The sequence below is a fragment of the Actinopolyspora mortivallis genome (assembly GCF_003001495.1).
Classification (GTDB): domain Bacteria; phylum Actinomycetota; class Actinomycetes; order Mycobacteriales; family Pseudonocardiaceae; genus Actinopolyspora; species Actinopolyspora mortivallis_A.
Genome location: NZ_PVSR01000001.1, coordinates 515,988 through 540,285, shown reverse-complemented (window position 1 = coordinate 540,285; position 24,298 = coordinate 515,988). Strand labels below are relative to the sequence as shown.

The window sequence follows — 24,298 nt, the reverse complement described above, 5'->3', positions numbered from 1 at the left end:
ACAAGCATGCGGGATATCCAACCCGCGAGAGTGACAGTCGGGCACAGCAGCCTCATTGGTTTCGGGATTCTGCGACGATGTCACCCGCTTACGATCAAGAGTGTTGACGATGTTAACAATCAATTCTAGGGTTGACCTGACCTCGCTAAGTATCATGACGCCCCATATGGTCCCGCCGCATCAAGTGTGGGAAGCTTCGTCGAGCACGACACTGGAGGGTTTAGCGTGCCACCAACTCCGAAGATCGTGGCGGGACGGTTCCGCATCCTCGGCCCCGTGGGGCGAGGAAACATGGGCGAGGTGCATCGCGCGGAGGATCTCAAGGCGGAGCCCGAATCCCCCACTCGGACCGTCGCGCTCAAACTGATCCTGCAACACCGCCTGAGCAACACCGCCGGTACTGACACTTCCCTGGTCCAGCGGTTTCAGCGCGAAGTCGCCATCATGAATCGGCTGGCCCACAGTCACCCCAACCTCGCCCACATCGTCGACGGGGACATCGACGAAACCGGACTACCTTACCTGGCGATGGAGTATCTCGAGGGGCGTGTGCTGCGTGACCTCATCGAACATCAGCCACAGACACCAGTTTCGTGGGTAGCCGCGATCGGAGCACAGATCGCTGACGGATTGGCGGTCGCACACGACGAGGGGATCGTGCACCGCGACCTCAAACCGGCAAACATCATGCTTCTTCGCGGTGGCCAACTCAAGATCCTCGACTTCGGCATGGGACGGATCGTCGGCAGTCCCGACAGCGAGAGGATCACCAGCACCGGCGTAACGGTCGGCACGGCGCGTTACATGGCCCCAGAACAGTTCACGTCGTCCAAGGTGTTGCCGGCCGCGGACCTCTACGCCCTCGGATGTATTCTCTACGAACTCTTGGTCGGCGTTCCCCCCTTCCACAGCAACAGCGCTCAGGAACTCGGGGAGAAACACAAGCACGACGAGGTGCCTCCGCTGACGCCGCAACGTTCGGACCTACCGGCCGGTTTGACGCGGTTACTCGACCAGCTGCTGGCAAAAGACCCCGCAGATCGCCCCATCGAGGCGGCTGTGGTCCGTGACGAGCTTCGGCCGTGGACTGACGACGAGACGACTGTGCCCGGCTGGGAGAAGTTCGCGCCGCGCCGCCAGCGGATCCCCGCCATACCCGCCGAACCGACGGAGAACGAAGAGAGCACGAACGGCCCATCGTCGAGTTCTGTGATGGATGTCTTCGGCATCCACGAAAACCTCATCAGGGAGTACCGTGCGTTCACCGAGGGCGGCACGGTCATCCGGGACGAACGCATCGCGGAGTTCGTCAAGAAGGAGCTCGACTCCAAAAAGCAGTGGCCCGATCCGTGGGTGTCGCTGAACCCTTTCTTCGCCTCCGGCGGAACCGTGCTCGAACTGGCTCAGGCCGGAGTGCTGCACGAAGAGTGCACGCGCATCTTCCAGTCCGGCAAGTCCGCGGACAGCACGATCTGCAGGGGTAAGCCGATCACCCTGCACCGACACCAGCGTGACGCGATCGAGGCCGCGCAGTCCGGTTCCTCGTACGTGCTGACCACCGGCACGGGCTCCGGTAAATCACTTTCCTACATCGTCCCGATCGTCGACAAGGTACTGCGGGAGCGGGAACACGAATCCGCGAAGGCCCGCAAACGAGTCCGCGCGATCATCGTGTATCCGATGAACGCACTGGCCAACAGCCAGCTCAACGAACTCGACAAGTTCCTGCTCCACGGCTACGGCAAAGGCCGTGAACCGGTCACCTATGCGCGCTATACCGGCCAGGAAAGCCAAGAGGCCCGCCAGGAGATCCGGGACAACCCACCGGACATCCTGCTGACCAACTACGTGATGCTCGAGTTGATGCTCACGCGGCCCGACGACCGCAAGTCCCTGATCAGGATGGCCGAGGGCTTGGAGTTCCTCGTCTTCGACGAGTTGCACACCTACCGCGGTCGTCAGGGAGCCGACGTGTCCCTGCTGATTCGGCGTGTCCGCGAAGCCTGCGGTAGCGAGAACATGCAGTGCGTGGGTACCTCGGCCACCATGTCAACCGAGGGGACCTTCGAGGACCAGCGACAGCTGGTCGCGAACGTGGCCACGACCATCTTCGGCACCGAGGTCAGTCCGGACAACGTCATCGGCGAGACCCTCCAGCGCGCCACCGAGGAAGCCCCCGAGGAGGTACCGGCTTCGCGGTTGAAGACCGCACCACCGCTGACCTATGCCGACCTCGTCGCCGACCCGCTCGCCCGTTGGATCGAGACCCGCTTCGGTCTCACCACCGACAGCTCCGGTCGTGTCGTACGCCAGCGACCGACACAGATCGAATACGCGGCCAAGGAACTGGCCATCTCGAGCGGCCGGACCGAGAAAGAGTGCACGAACGCGATCCGCCGAACGCTCGAAGCCGGGTCCCAGGCCGCGAATCCGGTGACAGGACGACCGTTGTTCGCCTTCCGACTGCACCAGTTCCTGTCCAAGGGTGACACCGTCTACGTGACCCTCGAGGAACCGAGCGAACGCCATCACACGCGGAACTATCAACGAGTGTTGCCGGGTTCAGACGGCAAGATCCTGCTGCCGACAGCGTTCTGTCGCGAGTGCGGTCAGGAATACCTCACGGTGTGGCGCAGGCCGAACCATGACGGAACCGTCGTCTACGAACCCCGGCGTGATGCCACCGCCTCCGGAGGCCGTGCCGAGGACGGATACCTCTACATCGGGAAGTGGCCGAGCACTGTTCAGGAGGCCGTCGACGACAAACGTCTGCCGGACTCGTGGCTGGAGCAGGACCAGCACGGCCACTCCACTGTTCGCGACTCGTACCTCAAGCGCCTGCCCAAGGCCGTAACGGTCGACGCGCTCGGCAACGAAGGACAGGGGGAGCTCGAGGCCACGTTCATTCCGGCACCGTTCGGGTTCTGTCTGCACTGCGGTGTCACCTACGAACAGGTTCGTGGCAAGGACTTCGCCAAGCTCGCCACGCTCGACCAGGAGGGGCGTTCCTCGGCCACCTCGTTGGTGTCGGCTGCGATCGTCCGTTCGCTGCAACAGGCGGAGGCCCTGGATCCCGAAGCTCGCAAGCTGCTGACATTCATCGACAACCGCCAGGACGCGGCGCTACAGTCCGGTCACTTCAACGACTTCGTCCAGGTGACCCAGCTGCGTGGTGCCCTGTATCGAGCGGTACTCGACGCCGGCGAGGACGGACTCCGTCACGAAGAGCTGGCCGCGCGGGTCACGAATGCCATGAAGCTCGACGTTGCCGACTACACCGGCACGAGCGACCTGCCGCCTTCCTTGAGACGCAACGCCGCGAAGACGCTGCGTGACGTCATCTCCTTCCGCCTCTATGTCGACCTACAGCGAGGCTGGCGTGTGACCATGCCGAACCTGGAGCAGACCGGGCTGTTGCGGATTGACTACGAGGATCTCGAGTGGCTTGCCGAGCAGGATTCCCGGTGGAGTGGCGCCCACGAGAGACTGCGGGGGGCGGACCCGCAGCAGCGCGCGGAGATCATGCGTGTGCTGTTGGATCACATGCGTCGCGAGCTGGCCATCGACGTGCAGTTGTTCCGTGACGAGTTCGAGAACCTACGACGTGCCAGCGAGGAAAGACTTGTCCCACCGTGGGTACTCTCGGAGAGTGACCGCCCGGCGATCGGCACAGCCTATCCACGTAGCTCCACACCGGGGATGGATCGTGCCGGTCTGTTCCTCTCCGGTCGCGGCAAGTTCGGCAAGTACCTCCGGCGCACTCACTTCAAGGACGTTTCCGTCGACGAGGCACAGGACATCATCGTTGACCTGTTGGAGACGTTGACCCGTGCCGAACTGCTGGTCAAGGTCACGTCCCAGCCCGAGTACGCCCGCCGTTACAAGCGGAAAGCCACGACCACCACCGGTTATCGGATCTCCGCCCGTGCCCTGGTCTGGCGAGCCGGTTCGGGCAAGACCGGCGTGCACGACCCGCTGAGCCGTACCTATGCCAGCGGGGACGGTCCGAAGGTCAACACGTTCTTCCGTGAGCTGTACCAGCAGACCGCGTTGGAACTCTCCGGTCTGATGGCCAAGGAGCACACGGCCCAGATCGCTCCCCAAGAGCGGGAAAAGCGGGAGGCCGAATTCCGCACCGGAGAGCTCAAGCTGCTGTACTGCTCGCCCACGATGGAGCTCGGTGTGGACATCTCACAGCTCAACGCCGTGCTCATGCGCAATGTTCCGCCGACGCCCGCCAACTACGCGCAGCGCAGTGGCCGTGCCGGTCGTTCCGGTCAGCCCGCGCTGGTCACGACCTACTGCGCCACCGGGAACAGCCACGATCAGTACTACTTCCGTCATTCGGATCGAATGGTCTCGGGAACCGTCGCGGCGCCCCGCTTGGACCTGGCCAACGAGGACCTGGTCCGTTCGCACGTGCAGGCGATCTGGCTGGCGGAGACCGGAGTCAAGCTCGGTGCGGCGATTCCGGCCGTCATCGATATCACGGACAGCGAGGAGGTCACCCGCCCGAACCCGACGCTGGAGCTGTACGAGGATATCGCCAACACGATTCGCGACCGCGACGCACAGCGCAGGGCGATCGAGGCCTCCCGCGAGGTTCTCGGGCAACTCTTCGAGCAGTTCGCCAGCACGACCTGGTGGGACCACCAGTGGATCGAGACGACCGTGCGCAACGCCCCGGACAACTTCGACCGGGCCTTCGAACGGTGGCGTGACCTGTACCGGGCAGCCGTGCAGGACCAAGCAGAGCAGAATCGCCGCGTGCTCGACCACACCCTGTCCGAACGGGAACGCAGGATCGCCACGAACAGACGCCGAGAGGCGGAGACCCAGCTGCACCTGCTCAAGAACGAGAGCGTGGACAGCAAGTCGGTCCTGTCAGACTTCAACCCCTACCGGTATCTGGCCGGTGAGGGCTTTCTGCCCGGCTACTCGTTCCCACGGCTGCCGCTGGCGGCTTACATCCCCCATCCACGTCGCTCTCACGACGGCGACTACCTGCAACGACCGCGATTCCTGGCCATCCGCGAGTTCGGACCGGGTGCGCTCGTCTACCACGAAGGAGCCCGCTACCAGGTCACGCGCATCCAGCTGCCGCCGGATTCCGCCGGCGACGTCGAAACCACCACCGCACAACGGTGTCACTGCTGCGGCTATTTCCACGACGCCCGCGACAACCCCGAGAAGTGCGAGCTGTGCGGGGAGAGATTGGGAGAGAAGACCCAGGGTCTCCTTCGGCTGCACACCGTCTACACCAAACGTCGCGAGCGCATCTCCTCCGACGAGGAGGAGCGCCGCCGTGCCGGGTTCCGTCTGGTGACCTCCTACCGCTTTCAGGACCACGGGGATCGCCCCGGTCGGCGGGACGCGATCGTCTCTGACGACTCCGGGAGGCTGGCGACCCTCAGCTACGGGGATTCGGCGACGGTGCGCATCACCAACATCGGCCGGCTGCGGGCCAGGGAGAACGAACCCGACGGTTTCTGGCTGGACCCCACGGATGGCCGCTGGTTGAACGAGCGGGAGGCCAAGGAGGCTTCCGGTGATTCCAGCGAGATGGCGGTGGTCGACGAGGAGGGTAACGAGAAGCGACGCAAGAAGCGGGTCATTCCGTTCGTCGAGGACCGCCGCAACATCATGGTGTTCAAACTCGACACCCCGCTGGACGAGTCGGTGGCCCTGTCTCTGATGTACGCCCTGGAACGCGGCATCGCGGCGGCTTTCGAGCTCGAGGACAACGAGCTCACCAGCGAGCTGCTGCCACCCGATGACGGACCACGGGACCGGATGTTGTTCACCGAGGCCGCTGAGGGAGGCGCCGGTGTGCTCCGTCGCATGCAGGCCGACCGTCACGCCCTGGCCACCGCGGCCAGGACCGCGCTGGAGATCTGTCACTTCGACGAACACGGCAACGATCTCGGAGGACCGGACACGGACCGCTCCTGCGCCAAGGGCTGTTACGACTGTCTGCTCTCCTACGGAAACCAGGTCGACCACGGCAAGATCGATCGCCACACGATCGGTGAGCTGCTGGTGCGGCTCGCTTCGGCCACCGCCCTCGAGACGGGACGTGGGGAGAGCAGGACCGAACAGCTCGAACGGCTGTCCGAGCGAGCCGAGACGAAGCTGGAGACCAGGTTCATGGCATTCCTGAAAGAACACGGTCTGCGGCTGCCGGACGAGACCCAGCAAATGGTCCCCGATGCCTTGGCCAAGCCGGACTTCGTCTACAGGCGGCAGAACGTGAACGTGGCCGTGTTCGTCGACGGACCGGTGCACGAGTACGCGAACGTGGCACAGCGTGACCGGGAAGCCGAGGACCGACTCATCGATCTCGGCTGGGAGGTGGTCCGCTTCCCGGCCGACTCAGACTGGTTCGAGATCGTCCAGCAGCACCCGAGCTACTTCGGTGCCCAGACACACGGCTGACCCACCACTTCGCTGTTGTTCTGAAACGAGACGTTACTGATGACCACGACATTCACCCCCGGTTCCCTGGTTTCCACCCGCGGGCGGGACTGGGTTGTGCTTCCGGAAAGCGCAGCGGACATGCTGGTGCTGCGCCCACTCGGTGGCAGTGATGACGACGTCACCGCTGTTTTCCCCGCCTTGGAGGAGGTTCGCGGGGCGGAGTTCCCACCGCCCTCGCCCGAGGACCTCGGTGACTCGCAGGCCGCCGGGCTGCTGCGCTCGGCGCTCCGCATCGGTTTCCGATCCGGTGCGGGCCCGTTCCGTTCCCTGGCCGGCATCGCGGTCGAACCGCGTGCCTACCAGCTCGTGCCGTTGATGATGGCCCTGCGACAGCGGACGGCGCGGATGCTCATCGCCGACGACGTCGGTATCGGCAAGACCATCGAAGCCGGTCTCATCGCCGGTGAACTACTCGCACAGGGCACGGCGCAACGACTGGCGGTGCTGTGTTCACCGGCACTGGCCGAGCAGTGGCAGGAGGAGCTGCGCACCAAGTTCGGCATCGACGCCGAACTGGTACTGGCCTCCACCGTATCCAAACTGGAACGTGACCTGGAACTCGGGCAGTCCCTGTTCGACAAGCACCCGCACGTGATCGTCTCCACCGATTTCATCAAGTCGACCCGCCATCGGGACGATTTCGTCAAGCACTGCCCGGACCTAGTCATCGTCGACGAAGCCCACACCTGCGTGACCGCGGACGAGGCGATGACCACGCAGAGTCAGCTGCGCCACGAGCTGCTACAACGTGTCGCCGCTGATGAGGAACGCCACCTGCTGCTGGTCACCGCCACTCCGCACAACGGCAAGGAGAGCGCCTTCCGCGCCCTGCTGGGGCTGTTGCGCCCCGAATTGGAGACCGCGGACTTCGAGACCGAGAGGGGCAGGCAACTGCTGGCGCGCCACTTCGTGCAGCGTAAACGCGCCGACGTCCGCCAGTTCCTCACCACCGACGACGGTCTGTCCGACAACAGCCTGCAGGAGAATACCTCGTTCCCCTCCGACCGGTACTTCAAGGACGAGACCTACAAGCTCTCTGCCGCCTACCGTGACCTGCTGGAAGACGCCATCGCCTACGCCAGTGAACGTGTGCGGGCGTCCGGTGAAGGAGACCGCAGGGAGGCGCGCATCGCCTGGTGGTCGGCGATCGCACTGCTGCGCTCGATCGTGTCCTCCCCACGGGCGGCTGCCCAGACTCTGCTCACCCGATCCGGCGCGGCCAACGCCGCCTCGGCGGAAGAAGCCGACCGGATCGGATCGCCGCCCACCAAGGACTCGGTCGACACCGACAGTCTCGAAGGCACCGATGTCGCCCCGGGCGCCGACACCGACGTGGCCGATGCCCGGCTGCGCGAGTTGGCCGAACGTGCCACGAAGTTGGAAGGCACCGCCCAGGACAGGAAACTCGCCGCGCTGATCAAGCACCTCAAGACGCTGATCGCCGAGGGGTACAACCCGATCGTCTTCTGCCGCTACATCCCCACGGCGGAGTACGTGGCTGAGCACCTGGACGGAAAACTCGGCAAGAACACCCTCGTTCGCTCGGTGACCGGGACCCTCTCCCCGCAGCAGCGTGTGCTGCGTGTCGAGGAGCTGGCCGAGGCCAGCGGGGACGATCCGGCGGCCCGGCGTGTCCTGGTGGCCACGGACTGCCTGTCCGAGGGCATCAACCTACAGCATCACTTCGACGCGGTGGTGCACTACGACCTGGCGTGGAACCCGACCCGGCACGACCAGCGGGAAGGCCGCGTCGACCGCTTCGGGCAGAAGCGCGACGAGGTCAAGGTCATCACGCTCTACGGTGCGGACAACGGCATCGACGGCAAGGTCCTCGACGTGCTGATCAACAAGCACCGGAGGATCCAGAAGACCCTGGGTATCTCGGTGTCGGTACCGGACGCGTCCTCCTCGAAGGTCACCGACGCGATCGTCGAGTGGGTGCTGATGCGCAGCAAGAACCCGGACCAGGCCGGTTTGTTCGAGATCGACACGCTCGAACACACCGTCAACGAGGTGGAGGCCGACTGGAAGTCGGCGGCGGAGAAGGAGACGATCTCCCGCTCACGGTACGCTCAGAACAGCATCCGCATCGACGAGGTTGCCCGGGAGGTCGCGGCAATCCGCGACACCATCGGCCGTTCCGATGAGGTCCGTACCTTCGTCCGACGCAGTCTGCGCGCGATGGACGGTGTGTTGTGGGAGGACGCCGAGGACGATTTCCACGCGGATCTCGGTTCCACTCCGGCGGGCCTGCGCGACGCCCTCGCACCGGTGCTCGGCAACGATGTGATCGAACGGAACAAACCCGTGCCGTTCCGTGACACCGCCGCCGTCGCCCGCGGCGAGGTCGCCCTGGTACGTACCGATCCGACCGTCGGTGCCGTGGCAGGGTACGTGCTCAACTCCGCGTTGGATCCGCAGGTGGAGGGCGCACGTCCGGCACGGCGGTGTGCCGTGATCCGCACGCGAGGGGTCTCGATCCGCACCACGGCCCTGCTGGTGCGCTACCGCTTCCATCTCTCGCTGCCGACCCGCGGTCAGGAGCGGCAGATCGTCGCCGAGGACGTCCGGGTGTTGGCGTTCAGCGGATCCCCGACGAACGCGAGCTGGTTGGCCTCCGAGCAGGCGGTGGGACTGCTCGATGTCGAACCCGACGAGAACACCGACCCGGACTTCGCGCAGAACACCATGCACCGCATCCTGAACGACCTGCCGACCGTGCAACCCCAGTTGGACTCCTACGGTGACGAGCTCGCCGACGAACTGTTGGCCTCGCACCGCCGCGTACGCCAGGCCTCCGGCGAGATCGTGCGCGGGGTCCGCGTTACTGCCCAGAAACCCGCCGACGTCCTCGGCACCTACGTGTACCTGCCGGCCTCGGGAGGGGCCGCCTGATGTCGTCGATCACTCGCAACCAGGTGTTCTCCGCCGTCCACACCATCGGCAGCCTGCTGCCCGCCGATCTGCTACTACGTGTCTCCGAGGGCAAGGACATCTCCGGAAGCACCCCGTCGGACTACCGCGTGGTCGGTGCCCGTTCGGTGCGTGACGAGGCCGAAAGGCACTGGGAGTTCCTACGGTCGGTGTGGGCGGACCTGCGGACGAAGCTGCCCGCCGCACCACAGGGCGAAGCCCCGGCCGACCCGACCGGGCTGGCCGTCTCACAGTGGTTGATGCCGCTGTTCACCGAGCTCGGTTTCGGGGAACTCACTCCGCTGGCCGAGGGCATTCCCGCGGACAACGACAGCAAGACCTTCCCGATCACGCACCGCTGGAACCACGTTCCGATCCACATCGTCTCCTGGAACTCCGAGCTGGACAAGCGCCCCGGCGGGGCCGGCAGCGTACCGCCGCAGTCGCTGGTGCAGGAACTGCTCAACCGCACCGACACGCACCTGTGGGGGGTGGTCACCAACGGCAGACAGGTGCGGATCCTGCGGGACTCCAACGCGCTGTCCACCGCCTCCTACGTCGAGTTCGACTTGGAGGCCATCTTCGACGGTGACCTGTTCAGCGAGTTCGTGCTGCTCTACCGGATGCTGCACGTCTCCCGGTTCTCCGTCGCCGACGGCTCCGGCCCGGCGACCTGCTGGCTGGAGCGCTGGCGCTTGGATGCCATCAGCTCCGGGACCCGTGCCCTGGACCAGCTGCGTGAGGGGGTGGAGAACGCGGTCACCACGCTCGGCACCGGTTTCCTACGTCATCCGGCGAACACAGTGCTGCGCGAGAACGTGGCCCCCCAGGAGCTGCACCGGGCGTTGCTGCGTCTGGTATACCGGATGCTGTTCCTGTTCGTCGTCGAAGATCGCGGCGTGCTGCACCCGAGCCCCACGGCCGAAACCGAGGAGGGCAAACGCGCCGAGGAGTTGGCACGCGAACGTTATGCCGAGTACTTCTCGACAGCGAAGCTGCGCGCGCACGCCCGCCGTCGCCGTGGCAGCACGCACGACGACCTGTTCCGCGCCTTGCGGCTGGTTCTCGACGCGCTCGGCGAGGAGCACGGCCGTCCCGAACTCGCGCTGCCCGGACTCGGCGGCATTTTCGACCGTACCGAGGCCGACGCGCCGCTCGAAGGTCTGTCGCTGTCCAACGAGTACCTGTTGAGCGCGATCCGGCACCTGTCCCAGGTGCGTGATCCCACGTCGAAGCGGCTGCGCACGGTCGACTACCGACACCTGGACGCCGAGGAGCTCGGCTCGATCTACGAGTCGCTGCTGGAACGCGTGCCCCGGCACAGTGCGGTGGACCGGGAGTTCACCCTGACCGGGGTCGCCGGCAACGAGCGCAAGACCACCGGTTCGTACTACACCCCGGCCTCGCTCATCGAGTGTCTGCTGGACAGCACGCTCGACCCGGTCCTGGATGACGCGGTCAAGCGCGGTGAACAGCGCACCCCCCAGGTGGGAAACACCGACCCTTCCGAGAGCATCGTCGCCGAGCTGCTGTCGTTGACGGTGTGCGATCCGGCCTGCGGTTCGGGGCACTTCCTGCTCGCAGCGGCACGTCGTATCGCCAAACGGGTCGCCTCCGTGCGGGAACGCAACCCGGAGCCGACCATCGACTCCGTGCGTCAGGCTCTGCACGAGGTCATCGCCCGCTGTATCTACGGCGTGGACCTCAACCCGATGGCGGTGGAGCTCGCCAAGGTCTCGCTGTGGCTGGAGGCCATGGAACCGGGCAAGCCGCTGAGCTTTCTCGACGCCCACATCAAGGTCGGCAACGCACTGATCGGCGCCACCCCTGCGCTGATTCGCAAGGGAATTCCGGACGAAGCGTTCAAGCCGATCGAGGGCGACGACACGAAGGTCGCGCGCTCACTGCAGAATCGCAACAAGAAGGAACGTCACGGCCAGTATGTCCTGTTCGAGACCGGAACCGAGACGAAGGTCGTCAACACCGCGTTTGCCGACAGCCTCCGTGACATCGTGGACGCACCCGCCGCCACTCTGTCCGAGGTGCGTAAACAGGAGGCCGACTACCGGAAACTGACCGGCTCGACGACGTACTCGTTGGCCCAGCACATCGCGGACGCGTGGTGCGCGGCGTTCCTGTGGCCCAAGACCTCGGAAGCTCCCTTGGCCGTCACCCACGACGTGTTCACCGGACTGCAGGATCCCGACACCGACGCGGCACCGCGGCGTACCCACGAGGAAATCCGCCGGCTGCGCGAGCAGCACCGATTCTTCCACTGGCACCTGGAGTTCCCGGACGTGTTCACCGTCTCCAAGGAGGAAGGAGCCAACGGGGACCACGGTTGGAGCGGCGGTTTCGACTGCGTGCTGGGCAACCCGCCGTGGGAGCATCTGGAACTCAAGGAGCAGGAGTTCTTCGCATCACGTGCCCCGGAGATCGCGAAGGCGAGCGGCGCGAGGCGCAAGCAACTCATCAACGAGCTCTCCACCGCGAATCCTGATCTCCACCACCACTACGCCGCTACCAAACGTCAGATCGACGGCACACGTCACTTCATCGGCAACTCGACCCTGTTCCCACTCTGCGGAAGGGGACGCATCAAGACCGACACTGTTTTCACCGAAGAAGGCCACCGACTTACCGGCCCCCATGGACGCATGGGCGTCATCGTTCCGACCGGCATCGCCACCGACGCGACGACGCAGCACTTCTTCAAGAACCTCGTCGAGACCGGCACGCTCGCCGCGCTCTACGACTTCGAGAACGCATCCGGCCTCTTCACTGATGTGCATCGCTCGTACAAGTTCTGTATCCTGTCCCTGACCGGAGGCGGGATCCGCACGCAGCAGGGCAGCTTCGCGTTCTTCCTCCACGACCCGGCGGAGCTCGATGACGCGAACAAGGCGTTCTTCCTCACACCGGAGGAGATCACGCTGCTCAACCCCAACACCGGCACGTGCCCGGTTTTCCGTTCCCGGCGCGATGCGGAGATCACGGTCGACATCTACCGTCGCGTGCCAGTGCTGGTCAAGGAACCCGACGAACGGGGCCGGGGCGGCAGCAACCCCTGGGGCGTGTCGTTCATGCAAGGCCTGTTCAACATGACCAGCGATTCCCACCTCTTCCACACGCGCGAAGAATTGGAGCAAGACGGCTGGCAACTCGACGGCAACGTCTTCACCAAGGACAACAAGCGGATGCTACCGTTGTACGAGGCGAAGATGCTGCACCACTACGACCACCGCTGGGCCAGCTACGACGCCAACGACAACGCCCGTGAGTTGTCGCTACCGGAAAAACAAGATCCAACCACAGTCGCGCTCCCGCGCTACTGGACCTCCGAACACGATATTCCCACCGAAAAAAGGGACGGAAAAGGCAACACTCGCTACGAATCGGGTGTCACTTCACGTCTCACATCGAAGAACTGGGATCGTGAATGGCTTTTAGGCTGGCGCGATATCTGCCGAGCGACCGATATACGCACCATGATTTCTTCAATCCTAGGAAAAAATTATTCACCTGAAGGTGGAACCCTTCTTGCTTTGCCGCAGAAAGCAACCGATAAAGCAACCGCTCTTTTGGCGCAGTGGAACTCTTTCGCTTTTGATTTTGTAGCCCGCCAGAAAGTCGGAGGAACCCACCTCAAATATTTCACGATCCGACAACTACCAGCGCTAACTCCAAGTAGCGTCGAGCAACACGACCACTTCATCACCCCCCGGGTCCTCGAGCTCACTTACACCGCCTACGACATGACTCCGTTCGCCCGCGACCTCGACGACACCGGCCCGCCGTTCCGCTGGGACGAGGAGCGCCGGGCGGTGATCCGCGCGGAGCTGGACGCGCTGTTCTTCCACCTCTACGGAATCTCTCGGGAGGATGCCGACTACATCCTCGACACGTTCCCCATCGTCAAACGCAAGGACGAGGCCGAGTACGGCACCTACCGCACCAAGGAGCTCATCCTCGCCGAGTACGACCGCATGGAGGCCGCCGGAGTCTCCCTCGACACACCGCTGGTCGACGGCGACCACTACACCTCCACCCTCACCCCGCCTCCCGGCCAAGGTCCCCGCCACCCGAGCCGGAGCACCTCGTGATCGGCACTGATCCGACCGAACCGCTCGGCGAGCTCACCCCAGCCTCCACGCGGGGACAGCATCGCTTCCGGAGGTCGTCGGACAAGGAAGACCACCCTGATACCGAGGCGTTGCCGATCACCGCCGGGACGCGGACATCGGAGGAGGTGGAAAGGCGGGCGCGAGACTCGTTTCCCGATCACGAAACAACCCCATAATCCGAGATCACGTCGATATCATTCCCCTATGGCGCACGGAGACTACCCCGATTTTCAGCTCAAGCTGCCCCACGGCGGACCACGGGCCAGCGGGCGGTTGCTGGCGGACAAGGGAACCAACGGGAGTCAACAGTTCCTCGTGCTCGCCGGCTCACCGGTACGGTCAAAGGTCGTGCCCTCGTTCTCCTCGAACCCGAACGAGTCCTACCGCCTGCGCGAGGACCTGATCGAGGAGGGCGTGATCGTGCAGTCCGATGAACACCCCGGCTATTACGAGTTCGTCCGGAACCACACCTTCGGTTCTCCGTCCTCGGCGGCTTCGGTGATTCTGGGCAGCACGGTAAGCGGTTACACGTCGTGGAAAACCACTGACGAACGCCCACTGGGTGATTTTCTGGCCCTGCCTCCCTGGGGACCCAGCCGGGCGTGGCTGGTGCGCGGCTCGAACGTCTTCGGGTGGGACCTCGTCCAGCGACTCTGGCTACGGGAGGGGCTCGTCAGCCTGGCCGCCACTCACCTACGTGAGGTCGACCAACTCATCAGCAAAGAAGAGCTGCGCACCATCGTGGACGAGGACTACGAGGGTGTTCTCACCTACAACCAACGCCAGCGGATGATCGACGAGCTGTACCTCTTCCTGGCCAGGATGAAACCGGGCGACAGGGTATGCACGATCTCCGAAGGGGCTTTGTACCTCGGAGAGATCACCGGGGACACCGACCGAGTGCGTTCCGAGGGCAACAGGTCAAACCTACGCCGCCCGGTGTCCTGGAACGAACCCGGTTTCCCCTACGAGGAACTGCCGGAGGAACTGCAGCAGAAGCTGTCCATCCAGCTCGACGTCGTCGACCTCACACCGGTCAAGGCCTACGTCGACGGACTCGGCCGCAGCGACGAGGAGCTCGCCGCCGACACCGAGGGCAGCGACCCCGAAACCGACACCGCTGCCCTGATGGTGCGGCGCGAACTCGAACTGCCCGAGCCGACAGACAAGCTCGCCAACGACCTCCTGGTGCACGACGTGGCGTGGCTGCGGGAGATCCGCGAGCTGCTCTGGGACGACAAGCAGCTCGTCTTCCACGGCCCGCCCGGCACCGGCAAAACCTATCTCGCACTCAAACTCGCCGAGTTCTTCGGCGGTGGTCCCGAACAGGTTTCACTCGTACAGTTCCACCCGTCCTACTCGTATGAGGACTTCTTCGAAGGGTTCCGGCCGCGAGAAGACCCCGGAACCCGGGAGGTGGCCTTCCGACTGCAGGACGGACCGCTGCGCGAACTCGCCGACCACGCCTCGCTGGAAGGCAATCGGCACCTGCCACACTTCCTAGTGATCGACGAGATCAACCGTGCGAACCTGGCCAAGGTGTTCGGCGAACTGTACTTCCTGCTCGAGTACCGCAACCGCTCGGTGCGGCTGACCTACTCCGGGGACGACTTCGCGCTGCCGCCGAACCTGTTCATCATCGGCACCATGAACACCGCCGACCGATCGATCGCCCTGGTCGACGCGGCGATGCGACGACGGTTCTCGTTCGTCGAACTCTCCCCGAGCACCGAACCCACACGTGGTCTGCTGCGCCGCTGGCTCGCCGAGCACGAACGCGAATCCGAACCGGCCGACCTGCTCGACGAGCTCAACCGCCGGATCCCGGACCCCGAGTTCCGCATCGGCCCTTCCTACCTCATGAACAGGAGCGTCTACCGAGAAGGCGGGTTGGAACGCACCTGGCGCACCAAGATTCTCCCGCTCCTCGAAGAACACCACTACGGCGAGGGCCTCGACGTCGAACACCGTTACGGTCTCGCCGCCCTGTGTGCCGCACTCGGCAACGAGACGACGTCATGATCAACCTGTCGCTGACCGAAAACGCCCCGGCGCGAACCGTGTCGCTGCCCGAGGCGGTCGGGCGAGCCCTGGCCCACAGCGGGATCGTCGACGCCTCCCCACATCCCGACCGTGCCGGCTACTGGCAGCTGCGTGCCGCCGGTGTCATCGGCACCGCCCGCATCACCACCGACGACGACACGGTCGTCGTGCACATCACCCCGAAAGTGCCCATCGCGCGAGTGCTGTTCCTGCTCGAATACCGCCGCAGCTGCCGGATCTGGCTCGACGAAACCGTGCCCGCCACCGACGAGCGGGACCTGCTTGCCGTAGTGGCCCGGCTCTACGCGGCGCGAGCCGAACACGCCGTACGGCAAGGCCTCATGCACGGCTACCGGGAGACCGACGAGACCACGCACGTCATGCGCGGCCGCCTGCGGCACAGCGACCAACTCCGCGCGCACCACGGCAGACCACTACCGCTGGAGGTCACCCACGACGAACACACGACCGACATCACAGAGAACCGCCTACTGGCCAGCGCGACGCGGGCCCTGCTCCGCATCCCCACCGAACTCCCGGAGGACGTCCGCCTGCGCCTACTCCACCTGCGACGTCGTTTCTCCGAGATCACGCCGCTTCCCCGTGGTCAGCGACTCCCCAACTGGCAACACAGCCGGCTCAACGCCCGCTACCACCATGCACTTCGGCTGGCCGAACTCGTCCTGCGCGGCAGCTCTGTCGAACACCGACCGGGCCATCTCGCCGTGCACGGCTTTCTCGTGGACACCGCGAAGCTCTTCGAAGACTTCGTCACCGTCGCGCTGCGGAACGCCCTTGCCGAAGAACCCGGTCACAGCGTGCTGCAGGAACACGGCCATCTCGACGAAAACCACGCGATCCCGCTGACTCCCGACTTCGTGCACTATGCCCCAAGCGGCGAACCCCGTGCGGTCGTCGACGTCAAGTACAAGGCAGAACGTCCCTCCGGCTACCCGAACGCGGACCTCTATCAGATGCTGGCCTACTGTGTCGCGTTCGGCCTGCGCGCGGGACATCTCGTGTACGCCAAGGGGAACTCCGCCCACGGCACGCACCGCGTCAGACGCGCGGGAATCACGATCCACCAACATGCTCTGGAGCTCGACCAACCACCACCTCAACTGCTGGACGATGTCGACCTGCTCGCTCGACGGCTCACCGAAAGGAGCTGATTCCACCCATGGCCCAGCTCGCCTTCGCCTCCAGCTTCTGGGAGACCTACGACCGGCTCGAAAAGCCGGTCAAGGCCGGTGTCCGCAAGGCGATGGCGAAATTCCAGCAGTTACCCATCGCCGAACTCTACGCGGACAAGGGACTGCATCTGGAGTCGGTCGAGAACGCCCGCGATCCACGGGTACGAACCATCCGCATCACCCAGTCCTATCGGGGCGTGGTGCTCGCACCGGACGACGGCAGTGACATGTTCCTGCTGTTGGCCGTGGACTCCCACGACGAGGCCTACAACTGGGCGGCGAAACGCCTGTTCACCGTCAACACCGCCACCCGCGGTCTCGAGGTGCGCAACGTCGTCGCCCTGGAGGAGCTCACGCCCTCGCTGGAAACCGCAGCGGCCGAAGCCCCGGAACTGCTCTTCGAGAAGCATTCCGACACGGTGTTGCGCCAGCTCGGTATCGACGACCAGGTACTGCGTGCCGCCCGGGTCATCACCAGCACCACACAGCTGGAGGCATTCGGAGGTCTCCTGCCGGAGGACCAGTTCGAAGTGCTACAGTACCTCGCCGAAGGCTTCAAGCCCGACGACGTCTACCGCGAGATCGTCGCCGAACGTCGTCCTGCCGACGCCGACTCCAATGTCGACGACAGCCTGTCGATGGCCATCACCAACACACGCGGTCGGATCACCCTGGTGAACGGCCCCGAGGAGCTCGAAGAGATCCTCAACCAGCCCTTCGCCGTATGGCGGGTCTTCCTGCACCGCTCACAACGTCGCGTGGCCTATCGGAACTCCTACAACGGTTCCGCCCAAGTCACCGGCGGACCGGGCACCGGCAAAACCGTTGTCGCGCTGCACCGGGTCAAACACCTGTTGTCCCGCGATCCCAAAGCCCGGATTCTGCTGACGACGTTCACCAACGCGCTGGCCACGAGTCTGCGGGACAACCTGCGGCGACTCCTGGAGGACGACACACAGCTGGAACGTGTCGAGATCACCACGGTTGACTCACTCGCCCACCGCGTCGTGCGGGAGCACACCGGAAGTGCTCCGTCACCGATCGGTGACGCCGACGAACGGCACCTGTGGCGCCGCGTGTCGCGCAAACTCGGACTACCCTGGTCCGAGCAGTTCCTGACCCAGGAGTATCGCCACGTCGTTCTCGCGCAGAACATCCGGACTGAGGAAGAGTACCTGGCCGTCAAACGCCGTGGTCGTGGTTCACAGTTACGGACGGCACAACGCAAACAGCTCTGGCGTGGAGTCGAGGCGTTCCACTCCGAGCTGGATGCTCAGGGAAAGCGCACCCACATGCAGATCTGCGCGCACGCCGCCACCGTGCTCGGCGCGGAGCAGCAGTTCGACCACGTGGTGGTCGACGAGGCCCAGGACCTGCATCCGGCACAGTGGCGCCTGCTGCGCGCCGCCGTGCCGATGGGAGCCGACGACCTGTTCATCACCGGTGATCCGCACCAGCGGATCTACGACAACCGGGTCTCACTGCGTTCTCTGGGCATCAACGTCACCGGCCACAGCAGCCGACTACGGTTGAACTACCGCAGCACGGCGGAGATCCTGAGCTGGTCGGCGAAACTTCTCGGCAACGAACCTGTCGACGACCTCGGGGGTGATGGTTCGGACAGCCTGATCGGTTACCGCTCGCTGTTGAGCGGTCGCCGCCCGCTCGTGACCACTCACTCCTCGGAAAGTGAGGAAGTCGCCGCCCTTATCAAGCAGGTCCGTTCCTGGCTCGATCAGGGCGTGCTGACCAACGAGATCGCGGTGTGCGCACGGTTCAACGTGCTGCTCGACAAAGCAGCGGAGCACCTACAGGCCGACGGTGTGCCCGTCGTCCGGGTGAAGAACCGCCCCGCTACCGAGGACGAAGGTGTGCGGTTGGCAACGATGCACGCGATGAAGGGGCTCGAGTTTCGGTGTGTCGCCGTGATCGGAGTGACTGCGAAGGCCCTTCCCTTCGAGCGGGACATTACGCCGCACGAGATCGACGCCCAGCAGCACCGCAACGACCTGTTCAAACAGCGCTGCCTGCTCTTCGTCGCCTGTACGCGCGCCCGCGAGGAACTGGCGGTCTCGTGGAGCGGCACACCAAGCCCGTTCCTGCCGGGCGGAACAGCGTGATCCTGGTAAACAGCACGAGCTCCAGGGAGTTGGACACTACTCCGACAAGGTCACAGTGCCATCGGCGAGACCTGAGATGAGCTGGCGGGTGAGCCGCGTGTTGATTTCCACGGCTTTGTTGAGCTCAGACTCCCACTCCGTGAGGCGACGGAAGGCCGCACCGATACGGCGTTGCTCATCGATCCCGATGACCGGGATCTCGGCCCGACGAATATCGATGCGGTGCACGCCCGAAGCGGTAACGGAGTTCGCCGCGTGTCCTCCGGCACGGAGCTGACCGGAGAGGAACCAGGGGTCCAAGCGTTCGGTGTCCACCCGAATCAAAAACAGGTTCGCTCCGAGTGACCACTCCTCGGTGTCTATCACCCGTGGGACGGTGTGCCCCTCACCGGCGGCGACCACGGGCACCACGAGATCACCACTGCGCAGGGGCACTGCCTCGGCATCCTCGGAACACCGCAGCCTCGGTTCCGTTCCGGTGACGACGTCGTTGCCGGTCAACACCAGCCGCCCAGTACCGTTTTCGTCGGCATCGACCGGGCTGGTTTGCCGAATGAGTCCGAGAGCACCGACTTTGGCCAGTTCGCCGACCGTGGTGACCGCGCGGGGTACGGGCTCGGCGTCCCGGAGGTCGAGCCAGTCGCCCGCGATCCTGTCCAACAGGCGGCGCAGTTCCGCCCGATCGCGTTCCATCTTGGTAAAGTCGACCTCACGCGGTGGTGCGGGGAGATGCCGTACCGGGGTGAAGTCCACCTCCTCGCCGAGCAGCTCGATCGGCTCGGTGACACGCCGCCGTGCGGGGAGGTCTCCGACACCGGTGTCGTGCTGGAACAGTCGCCAAGCCTCGAGAATCTCGGAACCGATCACCGACCAATCCACCTGACCACGTCGTGCGGGTTGGTGGTGTCCGGTATCCATCAGTAGCACCGGGCCGACACCTTCCGTGTCAGGCCGGCGCAGCACCCAGAGGTGAATCGCGATGCCAGTCGACATCAACACGCCGGCTGGCAGGGCGAACACCGCCTGAAGGACACCACGCCGCACGAGTTCCTGCCGGATCGGCCGTCCGGAACGACGAGCAGCCGCGCCAGCCGGCATAGCGAGGACGACCGTGCCGCCGGGTTTCACATGAGCCAGGCAGTGCTGCGCCCAGGCGAGTTCGGGCTCCCCCTTGGCCGGAATCCCGAACGTCCAACGCGGGTCCACCTTCAGTTCGTCATATCCCCAGTCGCGGTAGCCGAACGGTGGGTCACATACGACCGCATCAGCACGCAGGTTCGGAAACATGTCCGAGCGCAGTGTGTCAGCGACCCGAACGGTAGCCGTGATGTCACTTAGCCGGGATTCGGCGAGAGAAGCCAGCGAGGCCTCGATCTCCTGACCAGCAACCTCCGTCGCACCGGCGTTCACAGCGGCCCGCAGCACATTTCCGGCTCCACAAGCCGGGTCGAACACCGTTCCGGAGGCCCCAGCCAGCTGCACCATCAGTTCGGCGAGTTCCGGTGGGGTCACAAGATGCTGGCGCTGTTGACGATTGAACAGCATCGAGATCAGTAATTCGATCAGCTCACCGGTGTCTTCGTCGCCGACTTCCTTCAACGCGGCTCTGATCGTCTCCGGCAGCTCAACCGACTCCGGAGCTCGTAGGTGGGAAGCGACCTGGGCGACCAATTCGACCACATCACGTTCACCACGAGCGGCATCGAGCGCGCGCCACAACGCCTCGTGTGGCGGCAACTCCGAGAGTTTGCCCTGTTTCCGCAGCCAATTGCGCACTTCAGCAAGGGAGAACACCGGATTGTTCCCAGCCCCCAGCACAGGTTTGGGAAAGTCCGGGTACCGCCGTCGCCAGTTGCTCACCGCAGCCCGTCCCACGTCTGCGATCCGAGCGATCTCCGCCGCGGTCACCAGCGCCTCATCTGACATGCCCACCTCCCACAGAAGTAGGCGTTAGCCTAACATTCGGGGAGTTGCATGTTAACTAAGCACACATACCATATTTACTCCATCCGGGCCACATTGGGGTAGATACTCCGGTTCTGGAGATCCTGGTCAGTCTCCACACGCCCGAGATCGGACCCTCTCGGAGATCTCGCCCATGGGGTCAACCCCCACACCCCACCGGACCTCATGGGGCAACAACGAGACTTGACTTTATGTTTACCATGTTCACAGATTATAATCCAGTCTACTGCGTTAACATCACCATGAGGTCAACACCCACACTCGGAGTTCTCCACCACCCTCCCGTGTTCCGGGACAGTGGGTACTCATCACGTCCCCGCCAACAGACCTCGGGAGCACACCACGAACAACACGTCTCTGACCACACCGGAAGGCAAGCACTCACGGCATCTCCACTGGAACGAAGGGAGACACGACAGTGCACCCCTCTCGTAGCAAGGCTCCTGCCGAGCTGAACGAAGTCGATTACGCGAACAGGCGCCTGACAACGAGAACGTACGTATCACGCAGCTTCCGTACACCATTCGGTAGAGATCGAGGGTACCCCGGGCGTTACATCTACCGTGTCTTCGACGAACCCTCGAACGATGAGGACGGCAACTGGGATTGGACATGTGAAGTGGTCTCCACGACACCAGGCAAACGAAAGCAGCTACAAATCCACGTGGCCCGTTCGGAGGGAGTCGTCCGCCAGTTACTGATACAGCAGGTACCCACGAACGGCGACAACACGAGACTCAAGACGATCCTGAAACTGGACCGTAACCAGGCGAGCGCTCTCATCGAGACACTTCGCGCTCTCGACGGTATACCCATTGAAGACGAAAAAACGGTTCACGTCGATGACCAGCTGCTTCGGGGTCTCTTCGCGGACCCCACAGCCATCCCCAGCCTCTATGCCCAGGATCCGAAGCGGTTCCGCGCCCAGATCGAGGACGACGCCGATGCCGAGGACGTCATCGCACTGCGCCATCGCCGGAATATCGTGCAGCGCATGCGCGAGTGGCTGTATGACGAGGACGCGTTCAACACCGAGGCGCAGAAAGCCGGCGGCCAGGAACGCGCCTGGCAGAGGCTGCTGGAGGACAACCCCTGGATACTTGGGATCGGTCTCGGTGGTCAACTCCTCACCTCGTGGGACACCGAACAGCTCGAGCAGACCGTCAAAGGGTTTGACATCAAGGGTGTGGGCAAGAAGGCCGATGCTCTCCTGCGTACCAGAGGCACCATCAGCTCGCTCACATTCGCCGAGATCAAACACCATCGCACGCGACTCCTCGACAGTAAGGAGTACCGTGCCGGCTGCTGGGGCCCTTCGAAAGAGCTCACCGGAGCGGTCATCCAGGCCCAGCAGACCGTCCATATGGCCCGCAACACCCTCGACGACTATCTCCCGGACACGTCGGAAGACGGAGAGCAACTTCCCTCCGGAACCTTCACCATCCGCCCGAGGTCCTTCGTCATCGCAGGTACTCTGGAAGAGTTGACGGGAGCTACCGGCAGACCAATACCGGAAAAGTTCCGAAGCTTCGAGATGTTCCGACGCAATCTTCAGGCACCGGAAGTGGTCACTTTCGACGAACTCGTCGCCCGCGCCGAGTGGCACGTCGAGTCGGCAGCGGGAAAAGCAGCCGAGCACAGTCAGGAGACCACGGAAAACCCTCCATCAACTTCCTGACGGAGAATTGTCCACTCCCTGTTGCGGGCTCCCTCGACGAGCACACCGCAGGAACGAGCCCCACCGAGGTTTCCGCGAAGCAGTCCCGTGCCTTCGGAACGTGGAGAACAACAGCACCGGTGGTGGAAAGCGTCCGGTTACGCCGGAAGCACACCAACGGTGCCTACCCCGTGCGATAGCCCGGGAAAGGCCGCACAACCGGGGTTGGTGTCGACTGGGAAGAAGGCGGGTGTCCGCACCGAACTGCTCGTGTGTCGCGCTCCCCCTCTCAGGAGGTGGCCCCCACCGGCGTGGGGGTGGTGTACTGCAGCACCCCGTCCTCCACCGGCCCCTTGCGCAGCCGTTCGACGTCCTCCTCGTAGGTGTGTTTCAGGGTCCACAGGCCCCTGGTTCCTGCCCGGGGAAACTTCGAGATCCCGCGCTGGACATAGCCCGCACTCAGATCCATGAGCGGTACGCGTTCCATGTCCGGATCGTCCAGAACCGGTTCGACGGTGGTGAAGCCGTGAGTGTCCATGTGGTCGAGCAGGCGACAGAAATGCTCGCGGACCAAATCCACCTTGAGCGTCCAGGAAATGTTCGTATAGCCGATCGCGTAGGCGAGGTTGGGTACCCCGGAGAGCATCATCGCCTTGTAGACCATCGTGTCCGGCAAGTGTACCCGCTGCCCGTCACGACGAGCCGGATCTTGCCGAAAGGCGACATGGTGATCCCTGTGGCGGTCACCACGATGTCCGCCGGCAGTTCCCAACCGGATCGAAGCCGGATACCCGTCCTGGTGAAGTGGTCGATCCCGTCAGTGACGACGGAGGACCGCCCGGACGAGATGGCCCTGAACAGATCACCGTTGGGCGCCAGGCACAACCGTTGGTCCCACGGGTTGTAGTTCGAGATGAAGTGGATGTCGACGTCGAAGTTCCTGGGCAAATGCCTGCTTACGTGGGCGATCAGCAGCCTGCGCATCAGGGCCGGAGCACGCCTGCAGGCCCGGTAGACCCCCCGGCGAACATGACGTTCTTGCGCCGGACGAGAGGATACGCGCGCCAAGGTCCGAGCACTCTGTTCAGCGTGTTGGCAATCGGGTCCCTGTCCGAGACCGACAGAACGTAGCTCGGGGAGCGCTGCAACATCGTGATGTGGCTTGTTTCGTCCGCCATGGATGGAATGAGCGTCACCTCGGTCGCTCCGCTGCCGATCACGACGACCCGTTTGCCCGCTTAGTCCAGCTCCCGCGGCCAGTGCTGCGGGTGAACCACCCGGCCCTCGAAATCCTCGACACCGCTGAAGTCGGGCATGAACCCCTCGTCGTAGTCGTAGTAGCCGGTTCCCAGGAAGAGAAACCGTGCGGTGAACTCGGTTTCTTCGCCGTCGTCGGAACGTCGGGCGGTGACGGTCCAGCGTTGCCGTGAGGAGGAGAACTCGGCGTCCGTCACGCGGCGCCCGAGGCGGAGGTACTCGTCCAGCCCGTTGTCGGTCATGGTCCGGCGCAGGTAGTCCCTGATGAGGTGTCCTTCGGCGATCGGCTTGTGGTGTGTCCACGCTCTGGAGCCGAAACCGAAGGTGGCCATGTCCGAGTCAGAACGGATGCCGGGGTAGCGGAACAGATCCAGGTGCCGCCGATCTCGTCCTGGGCCTCCAGCACAGCGAACGAGGTGGCCGGACAGCGGGTTCTGAGGTGACAATCCGCACCGATACCCGAAATTCCGGCTCCGATGATCAGCACGTCGAAGTCCGCAGTCGGTGTCCGAACGGTGGTCCTGGTCGTCACTGGTGCCTCCTGATCAC

General features: G+C 64.2%; 8 protein-coding genes and 1 pseudogene. 7 read left to right on the top strand and 2 right to left on the bottom strand.

The genetic code is table 11. The features are described 5' to 3' along the window. Nucleotides 1-225 precede the first annotated feature (225 nt). From CEP50_RS02405 to CEP50_RS02380, 6 genes are all read left to right on the top strand, one after another. On the top strand, nt 226-6,435 hold the full coding sequence (locus CEP50_RS02405) for a protein kinase domain-containing protein (RefSeq protein ID WP_106112230.1): 6,210 nt from the start codon (nt 226-228) through the stop codon (nt 6,433-6,435). A 39-nt stretch (nt 6,436-6,474) separates the two neighbouring features. Continuing rightward, nucleotides 6,475-9,372, top strand: a complete 2,898-nt coding sequence (locus tag CEP50_RS02400; RefSeq protein ID WP_106112229.1) for a DEAD/DEAH box helicase — start codon at nt 6,475-6,477, stop codon at nt 9,370-9,372. Then, nucleotides 9,372-13,493 (top strand): Eco57I restriction-modification methylase domain-containing protein, encoded by a 4,122-nt coding sequence (locus tag CEP50_RS02395; protein WP_106112228.1) that lies wholly within the window; start codon nt 9,372-9,374, stop codon nt 13,491-13,493. Before CEP50_RS02400 ends, CEP50_RS02395 begins: the two co-directional genes overlap by 1 nt. Before the next feature lie 225 nt (nt 13,494-13,718). Beyond that, the gene (locus tag CEP50_RS02390; RefSeq protein WP_106112227.1) at nt 13,719-15,536 is read left to right on the top strand and encodes a DUF4357 domain-containing protein; all 1,818 of its coding nucleotides are present in this window, start codon (nt 13,719-13,721) and stop codon (nt 15,534-15,536) included. Then, nucleotides 15,533-16,729, top strand: a complete 1,197-nt coding sequence (locus CEP50_RS02385; RefSeq protein ID WP_106112226.1) for an McrC family protein — start codon at nt 15,533-15,535, stop codon at nt 16,727-16,729. Before CEP50_RS02390 ends, CEP50_RS02385 begins: the two co-directional genes overlap by 4 nt. Before the next feature lie 8 nt (nt 16,730-16,737). Further along, on the top strand, nt 16,738-18,870 hold the full coding sequence (locus CEP50_RS02380) for a UvrD-helicase domain-containing protein (protein WP_106112225.1): 2,133 nt from the start codon (nt 16,738-16,740) through the stop codon (nt 18,868-18,870). 36 nt (nt 18,871-18,906) lie between these two features. Here the strand turns inward: CEP50_RS02380 and CEP50_RS02375 are convergent, their stop codons facing one another. Beyond that, a complete protein-coding gene (locus CEP50_RS02375; protein ID WP_106112224.1) occupies nt 18,907-20,796 on the bottom strand; it encodes an N-6 DNA methylase in 1,890 nt (629 codons plus the stop codon). A gap of 703 nt (nt 20,797-21,499) precedes the next feature. Here CEP50_RS02375 and CEP50_RS02370 point away from each other — a divergent pair. Next, nucleotides 21,500-22,513 carry a Shedu immune nuclease family protein gene (locus CEP50_RS02370; protein ID WP_219905273.1) on the top strand — a complete coding sequence of 338 codons (1,014 nt, stop codon included), beginning with the start codon at nt 21,500-21,502 and terminating at the stop codon, nt 22,511-22,513. Nucleotides 22,514-22,781: 268 nt separating this feature from the next. Here the strand turns inward: CEP50_RS02370 and CEP50_RS20810 are convergent. Further along, nucleotides 22,782-24,281: pseudogene (locus CEP50_RS20810) on the bottom strand (flavin-containing monooxygenase). Between the last annotated feature and the right edge of the window lie 17 nt (nt 24,282-24,298).